The organism is Frankia sp. Mgl5 (assembly GCF_023242985.1).
Classification (GTDB): domain Bacteria; phylum Actinomycetota; class Actinomycetes; order Frankiales; family Frankiaceae; genus Parafrankia; species Parafrankia soli.
Map to the genome: position 1 here is coordinate 1 of NZ_JALKFY010000721.1, position 5065 is coordinate 5065.

Here is a 5065-nt window from a genome sequence, read left to right on the forward strand (position 1 = left end):
GCATCACCAACGGCCACTACCAGCTCAGTTGATCTCCATCAGTCCGCCACACGATCCACAGGTTTTGACAATTCCTCGCTCTTCGTACACCACGCCAGTGGACGCCACTCTCGGCCGCAGGGTCTCGGAGGTTGGACGACGGGGGAGTAAGGGTGGCATGGGATCAGCGCCGGCGTTGGCGTCGTTCGCCGAAGGTCATTTGGAGGAGATCAGGTCTATCAGCGTGGCGATCAGATCCGCCGGTGGCACGCGGCGAGCGGACCTTCTGAACGACTGAGTGTTCAGGTGATATCCGACGAGCGCGCTCCTGATCGTTGCAGCGAGGGCCTGGGGGTCGCGCCGGGGGATCTGTCCGGACTCCATCAGCTGGTCCAACCGGGCGGTGCTGGCGTCGAGGGCGGCGTTGAACAGGCCTTCCACCTCGTCAAAGAGATCGCCCATGGCGCGGGCGTCCCGGCTGATGATCGCCTCAAGTCCGCCGAGCTGGTCCAGCGTCGTCAGGGCCTGGTGGAACTCCAGTGCGAGTGTGACCTTCACATCCGCGATGGCCGACTCGCCGGGCGCCGCGTCGCTGATCGAGGCGCGGAACCGGTCGAGTTCCCGTCGGACGACGGCCTCGAAGAGCGCCTCTTTCGAGGCGAAGTGGCGGTAGAACGAGCCAGATCCGGCCCGGAGCCCGGCACGTGCTTCTAGATCGGAGACCGTGGTGCCGGCGAGGCCGTTGCCGGCGAACAGGGCGAGTCCCGCGTCTAGCAGGCGCTCGCGGGTATCCCGGGCCATGTCTCATCCTATGGGCGGGGCCGGTAGGAGATCTTCTCGTACGCGGCGATGTCCGGGCCGCCCGTCCGCGTCATTGCGGGACCCGCGCCGGCCGGGCGAAGCCGAGCAGTGGCTCCTGGTCCGGGCAGCACGAGCCCGGCGGCGATCGCAGCGTCGACCGCCTCGGCGTAGCGCCGCAGGTAGTCGTCACGTGTTGGGTACAGCTCGGCAAGCCGTTCTGGTGGGCAGAACAGCAACGGGGCCTTCCAGGCGCGGCTGCGTCGTCGCGAGCGGTCCGGTGTCACGCATCAGCCGAAGGCACCCCTAACCCCGGTGGCCAGGCCTTCCGTCTGGATCACCAGCCGTAGCAGAGATCTGGATCGCCACGGAGGCGGCCGGTCGGGCACTCGCATCGGTCCAGACACCTTCACCTCCTATTGCAGCTCCCGCAATGCCAGAAGATCCTTTCTACTGCCAGTAGATTCTTGCATCGTGCGGTTGGTGAGTGGTAGGAACGCAAGGCCCCCAGATCGCGCGAACCGTCGGAGGTGGCCGTCGGGGCAGTGGCGACACGCGAGGTCGGCCGCCTCCAGATGCCTCACTCGGCGGCGTCGCGCCCCTCTCCCTAGGAGTCTGGAGGAAGTCATGGTCATCGAGGTCACCAGGCTGGCGCCCGAGATCGGTGCCGAGATCAGTGGCTACACGGGACGCGATCTTGTCGACGAGGCGGTGGCTGCCGACTGCAAGGCTGCTCTGGACCGGTACGGCGTCCTGGTGTACCGGAAGGTTCACATCGAGGACGGCGACCTGGTCCGGTTCAGCCGGCTGCTGGGAGAGGTGGTGGTGCCCAAGGTCAACGACCCCGGCGAGCACCCTGAGATCGCCCGGATCACGCTCGACCCCGAGAAGAGCGTGCTGGCCGGCTATCGGCGGGGGAACTTCCTCTGGCACATCGACGGCGCGACCGACGAGCTTCCCCAGAAGGCGACGCTGCTCACCGCCCGCGAGGTCGACCCCGCCTGGCGGCGACACGGAGTTCGCCAACACCTACGCCGCCTACGAGGCACTCTCCGACGAGGAGAAGGCCGAGATCGCCGACCTCCAAGTGGTTCACAGCTTCGCGACCGCCCAGCGAATCGCGTACCCCGACGCCACAGACAATCAGCGGGCCAGTTGGGAGAAGGTGCCGACGAGGGTGCACCCGCTCGTGTGGACCCGTGCAAACGGGCGGAAGTCCCTGCTGATCGGAGCGACCGCGGGCATGGTCGTCGGCCGGTCAGAAGATCGCGGCAGGACACTGCTGGACCGCCTGCTTCAGTGGTCAACCAGCCCGCGGTTCACCCTCCGGCACCAGTGGCGCCGCGGCGACCTGGTGATCTGGGACAACACCGGCATGCTCCACCGCGCCCTGCCCTTCGAGTCGACCTCACGCCGGCTGATGCACCGCACCACGCTCGTCGGCCAGGAGCTCGTCACCGCCCAGTGACAGCGCGAGAACACGAAAACTGGAAGGCAGGAAAGCCATGGTAGACGTGCGCTTCCTCACCGACGCACGCATGACGATGGGCGAAGGGCCGGTCTGGGACGTCGACCGGGACCGGCTCCACTGGATCGACATCTTCCATGCGATGGTGCACCAGTGCGCCCTCGACGGCGGCGACCCGCGGAGCACGAAGTTCCCCGGCCGGGTCATCGCCTCGCTCTGCTTGCGCAAGGACGGCGGAGCCGTCGTGACCTCCGGCAACGAGATCCACCTGTTCGACCTCGACTCAGGCGAAACCGAGATGATCTTCGATGCCGGTCGAGGTCCGGGATTCGGGTTCAACGACGGAACCGTCGACCGTCAGGGCCGTTTCGTCACCGGGATGGCCGACATGGCGCTCGCGAAGGCGATCGAGTCCGGGCAGGGTGACCTCACACCATCAGGCAGCCTGTACCGCGTCGACACAGACCTGAGCGTCCACACCATCGGAGATCCCATCGGCGTCACCAACGGCCCCTGCTTTGACAAAGAGGGCACGACCTTCTACTGCAACGACAGCGTGCTCCGCCGCATATACGCCTGGGACTACGACGCCGCGACCGGCGAGGCCACCGACCGCCGGGTCGTCGCCCAGTTCGAGGACGGCATCGTCGTCCCGGACGGCACCACCGTCGACGAGCAGGGCTGTCTCTGGGTGGCTGCCTACGACGGCGGCGAGATCCGCAGGTACGCGCCGGACGGCACCCTTGACCAGCGCGTACCCGTGCCGGTGGCCAGCCCGACCAGCGTCGCGTTCGCCGGACCCGAACTCGACGTCCTCGTCGTGACCTCCCGCGGTGGCACCACCGCCGGAGGCGACAACGGCCGAGTCCTCGCCCTTCATGGCCTGGGCGTCCGAGGCCTGCCCGAGTCGAAGTTTGGGTAGCCCGCGCCCACTCGCGATGACCGGAACGCCCCATCTGTCTGAAGGGAACTCAACCCATGGCGGCAAAGCTCGACGGCAAGGTCGCGATCATCACCGGAGCCGGTTCCGGTATCGGGCGCGCGAGCGCCCACCTCTTCGCCGCGGAAGGCGCGAAGGTGGTCTGTGCGGACTTCAGCGGCAAGGAGAAGCGGACGGCCGACGAGATCGGGGCCGCCGCCGTGGCGGTCCACGTCGACGTCGCGGTGGCCGCCGACGTCGAGAGGATGGTCGCCACAGCGGAGGACCGGTTCGGCAAGCTCGACATCCTCTTCAACAACGCCGGCGTCGCCGGATCCAAGATGCTCATCACAGAGCAGACAGAGGAGGACTTCGACCGCGTCGTCGCAGTGAACCTCAAGGGCGTGTTTCTCGGGATGAAGTACGGAATCCCGGCGATTCTCCGTAACGGCGGCGGCTCCTTAATCAATACCGCGTCGGCGGCCGGGCTGGTCGGGTGGCGGAAGAACGCCGTCTACGGCGCGTCCAAGGGCGGCGTCATCCAGATGACCAAGGCGGTGGCGCTCGACTTCGCGGACCAGGGCGTCCGGGTCAACGCCATCTGCCCGGGCATGACCTGGACCGGAATGGTCCCAGGATCAGACGATCTCCTGGAGCCTCCCGCCAGCGTGCCAGCGCCTCCTCAGCCGATGAGCCGGTGGGGCCTGCCAAGCGAGCTCGCGACTGCCGCGCTCTTCCTCGCGAGCGACGACTCGTCGTTCGTCACCGGCGTCGCCCTTCCTGTCGACGGGGGCTATGTCGTTGGCTGACGCCCGGCCCTTCCGTTTCGCGGTCCAGACCACAACCGCGACGTCGGCCACCGAGTGGCGCGATCTCGCACGTCGGGTCGAGGACCTCGGCTACTCGACCCTGTTCCTTGCCGACCACTACCTCGGGCCAGGACCAGTCAGCACCCAGACGTTGCTGCGCCCGCAGCACCTTGCCCCCATCGCCGCGATGGCCGCTGCCGCCGCCTGGACCTCGACGCTGCGGATCGGCTGCCGGGTCTTCTGCGTCGACTACCACGTGCCCGCCGCGCTGGCGAAGGAGGCGGCGACCATCGACCTGCTCTCCGACGGCCGCCTCGAGTTCGGCATCGGCGCCGGCACCAACCAGGGCGAGTACGAAGCCATGGGCCTCACCTTCCACGAGGCCCCCCAGCGCGTGTCCAAACTTGAGGAGGTCATCATCCTCGTCAAGGCGCATTGGTCAGGCGAGCCGATCGCCATCGACGGCGACCACGTCAGAGTCAGCGGATACGCCGGGCTACCGCGCCCGGTCCAGCGTCCTTGTCCTCGAATTCTTATCGGCGGATCCCGGAAACGGGTCCTATCCCTGGCGGCGCGCGAAGCCGACATCGTCAGCATAGCCAACGTCCCCTGGCAGCCCCGCAACGACGCGGGACTCACTCCGGCGGAAGAGGCACAGCGGCGGCACGACATTATCCGCGACGCCGCCGGAGACCGGTTCCCGCAACTGGAACTGGAGAGCTCGCCCTATCTGGTGTCCGTGACCGAAGACGTCGACAGCGCCCTGGCCCAGTGGTCAGCCCGGCTGCACAGAGCTATCCCAGAGGCCCAGCCAGACCTGCTGAGAAACCATCCGAACGTGCTCGTCGGCTCGCCCGACGAAATCACCGACCACCTACAGGAACGCCGCGACCGCACGGGCGTCAACTACATCACCATTCCCCGTGGGCAAATCGACGAGTTCGCGCCCGTCGTATCAGCGCTGACGGGCCGGTGACAGCACACCGCACTCCCGCGCGCCACCTCCAACGAATCGTGTGGGGCTCCGAAATTCGGGTTTCGGCCTGTGAGCTGGTCTTTTGTGGCTGACGTGATCGTCCGGGGGTGTCGTCA

General features: G+C 67.3%; 5 protein-coding genes and 1 pseudogene. 4 read left to right on the forward strand and 2 right to left on the reverse strand.

The features are described 5' to 3' along the window. Positions 1–195: 195 nt before the first annotated feature. The gene (locus MXD62_RS26945) at positions 196–780 is read right to left on the reverse strand and encodes a TetR/AcrR family transcriptional regulator (protein ID WP_248832214.1); all 585 of its coding nucleotides are present in this window, start codon (positions 778–780) and stop codon (positions 196–198) included. Positions 781–788: 8 nt separating this feature from the next. Beyond that, positions 789–1064: an alpha/beta hydrolase domain-containing protein gene (locus MXD62_RS26950; RefSeq protein WP_248832215.1), complete on the reverse strand. Its 276-nt coding sequence runs from the start codon at positions 1062–1064 to the stop codon at positions 789–791. Positions 1065–1404: 340 nt separating this feature from the next. Between MXD62_RS26950 and MXD62_RS26955 the strand changes: the two are divergent. From MXD62_RS26955 to MXD62_RS26970, 4 genes and pseudogenes are all read left to right on the forward strand, one after another. Next, positions 1405–2245: pseudogene (locus MXD62_RS26955) on the forward strand (TauD/TfdA dioxygenase family protein). A gap of 37 nt (positions 2246–2282) precedes the next feature. Beyond that, positions 2283–3167 carry an SMP-30/gluconolactonase/LRE family protein gene (locus tag MXD62_RS26960; RefSeq protein ID WP_248832216.1) on the forward strand — a complete coding sequence of 295 codons (885 nt, stop codon included), beginning with the start codon at positions 2283–2285 and terminating at the stop codon, positions 3165–3167. 56 nt (positions 3168–3223) lie between these two features. Further along, on the forward strand, positions 3224–3973 hold the full coding sequence (locus tag MXD62_RS26965; RefSeq protein ID WP_248832217.1) for a glucose 1-dehydrogenase: 750 nt from the start codon (positions 3224–3226) through the stop codon (positions 3971–3973). Beyond that, complete coding sequence (locus tag MXD62_RS26970) at positions 3966–4949, forward strand: TIGR03621 family F420-dependent LLM class oxidoreductase (RefSeq protein ID WP_248832218.1); 984 nt, start codon at positions 3966–3968, stop codon at positions 4947–4949. Before MXD62_RS26965 ends, MXD62_RS26970 begins: the two co-directional genes overlap by 8 nt. Positions 4950–5065 lie beyond the last annotated feature (116 nt).

Bases quoted from the DNA above. Each gene is read 5' to 3' on its own strand.
- MXD62_RS26945 (WP_248832214.1), bottom strand. From the start codon at position 780: ATGGCCCGGGATACCCGCGAGCGCCTGCTAGACGCGGGACTCGCCCTG.
- MXD62_RS26960 (WP_248832216.1), top strand. From the start codon at position 2,283: ATGGTAGACGTGCGCTTCCTCACCGACGCACGCATGACGATGGGCGAA.
- MXD62_RS26965 (WP_248832217.1), top strand. From the start codon at position 3,224: ATGGCGGCAAAGCTCGACGGCAAGGTCGCGATCATCACCGGAGCCGGT.